Raw genomic sequence first — 2096 nt, forward strand, 5'->3', positions numbered from 1 at the left:
ATGTTACTTCGGTCACCGTGCCTTCTTCAGCATAGTTACCCAACATACCTGTATTGATGCCTACAACTAGCGGCTTCGGTGTAGCGTTAAACTCAGTAAACAATTCATTCAGCGTTTCAATAGCCGAATCACTCGGACGAAAACTGTGGGTTGCATCGAGATGGAAGTCAGCTCTATTTTGATACTCTTTCTTATACTTTGTTAGTATTTCGGATTTGCCATCACCACTACTACCACATAAAAAAATGATTTTCTTATCGGTTGAGGATAGTCCTTTCAATTGTTTAACAAAGTCAGCCTCTATATCCGTTTGTACATATAGATACTTTTTTACCGCATCTAAGTCAGTTGATATTGTTGCGTCTCGCTCTGTAGAGACTGCATATGGCGACGATTTTGACATCACACTAAGTGCGGTTCGTAAATCAATCAAGTTTTATAACCCCATGAAAATATTAGGTAGACAGAAGTACAGGTGATAACCAGGATAGCTTACGCTGTTACTCAGACTCAATACTGTATAACTAAGCATTCTACCTAATTTAGTGTGTACGTGTTCATATTCCGCTAATTTTTCCTGGAGAAATTCACATCTTTTATGTTTTTGCGAAGAAAGTTAGATATCAAGCTTTATCAGTACGTTGGCAAACATTGGGCTCTTCATAGCCAACACAACACGTTCAATTACTGCAATCTTATAATTGTGCTGGGGTAGGTCAGCTTAAGCACTTCCTAACCCAGACTTCATATTCAACACCTTTTCACCCCGTGTGACCGAACACTCAAAGTGCTTCCCTAGCCATATCCCCCGCTCTCCCCATCTGTTCAAAATCTCCGACCTTATGCGCACGCCTTACTTCAACAAACTTACTTGATCTCAACGTATCAACTTGTTGCCATAAATGACGGTTAGCTACTGGCTTCTTATCAGATTTTCGCCACCCCTTTGCTTTCCAGTTATCTAACCATTCATTGAACCCTTTCACACAATATTCACTACTCGAATACAGGCAGTCTCCATCTCTGGCATAAGCTATAGCTTCTATCAATGCGATAAGCTCTAACTCAGCACTATCGGCAATCTCACCGACTAATAGATTATTTTCGTCAACTAACTGCCCATCGTAGTTATAAACACTGATACCAATCCCACCTTGTAGGTTTGATGTATTGTCTTTCGAAGTCGCGATAGCAATGTAGATTGCACAGTTTTCTTCATTCATAATTTTGTTCCTCTTTTTAAGTTTTGGCCCACCATTTTGGTAAAGCCTTAATTTTTTGTCGTAGCGTTGATTCAGTCTTAATGGCTTGGTCTTTGAGCCAAGCGCATTTCCATCCAGTTATTCACCTCTTCTTCTACCCAAGCGACCGCCCTATCTCCCAAGCTTACCGATACAGGAAAATTACCTTCGTCCATTTTTCTGTATATCGCCGAGCGACTTAATGCGGTTTTCTCAATCACTTCTTTTAGCTTTAAAAATCTCATGGGACGTTCTCCTATGCCTGTGGTCCTCATGGGATAAGGAGATAGTGTTAAAAAAAATGAGGCTGGCTCGGCTTACTCTGATTCAAACCTTTTTGAGGTATATGTCATTAAAGTGAATGACCTAAAGCCTGATTAAAGGAGAACCAAAATGAGAACACTTTCACCACCACTACTCTCGCAGCAAGAGCATGAACATCGTGTTCTAGAAAAAGCCGCTGAGATACTAGAAGATCGTTATGTACGAGGCGATGTATTTACCAATCCACAAGCTACCCGAGACTATTTGCGATTTAAGATAGGCGGCAGTGAACGCGAAGTGTTCGCCGTCATGTTGCTAGATAACCAACACCGATTAATTGAGTTTGAGGAGTTGTTTCAAGGGACTATTGATGCGGCAAGCGTCTATCCAAGGGAGGTAGTAAAGACTGCTCTTAAAGCCAATGCGGCGGCGGTTATCTTTGCTCACAACCATCCATCAGGCGATCCTGAGCCGTCCCAAGCAGACAGGCGCATCACGACGAGATTGCAAGATGCTTTAGCGCTCATTGATGTTCGAGTTCTGGATCATATTGTTGTTGGGGAACAATGCACGTCGTTTGCGGAAAGGGGC

Annotated in this window: 4 protein-coding genes; 1 reads left to right on the forward strand and 3 read right to left on the reverse strand. The window is 42.0% G+C overall.

What is annotated here, in order from left to right; translation table 11 throughout:
• From dptF to AB4496_RS27820, 3 genes are all read right to left on the reverse strand, one after another.
• A partial coding sequence (dptF, locus tag AB4496_RS27810) for a DNA phosphorothioation-dependent restriction protein DptF (protein ID WP_372133246.1) occupies positions 1-430 on the reverse strand: 430 nt, incomplete at its 3' end.
• A 352-nt stretch (positions 431-782) separates the two neighbouring features.
• Positions 783-1223 (reverse strand): RNase H family protein, encoded by a 441-nt coding sequence (locus AB4496_RS27815; protein WP_017104400.1) that lies wholly within the window; start codon positions 1221-1223, stop codon positions 783-785.
• Positions 1224-1300: 77 nt separating this feature from the next.
• Positions 1301-1486, reverse strand: a complete 186-nt coding sequence (locus tag AB4496_RS27820; RefSeq protein WP_029223194.1) for an AlpA family transcriptional regulator — start codon at positions 1484-1486, stop codon at positions 1301-1303.
• Between the two features lie 148 nt (positions 1487-1634).
• Between AB4496_RS27820 and radC the strand changes: the two genes are divergently transcribed.
• Positions 1635-2096 (forward strand): DNA repair protein RadC (gene radC / locus AB4496_RS27825; protein ID WP_372133249.1); only part of this gene is annotated, 462 nt, incomplete at its 3' end.

The sequence above is a fragment of the Vibrio sp. 10N.222.46.A1 genome (assembly GCF_041473595.1).
In the GTDB taxonomy this organism is placed as follows: Bacteria; Pseudomonadota; Gammaproteobacteria; order Enterobacterales; family Vibrionaceae; genus Vibrio; species Vibrio tasmaniensis_A.

Bases quoted from the DNA above. Each gene is read 5' to 3' on its own strand.
- AB4496_RS27815 (WP_017104400.1), bottom strand. From the start codon at position 1,223: ATGAATGAAGAAAACTGTGCAATCTACATTGCTATCGCGACTTCGAAA.
- AB4496_RS27820 (WP_029223194.1), bottom strand. From the start codon at position 1,486: ATGAGATTTTTAAAGCTAAAAGAAGTGATTGAGAAAACCGCATTAAGT.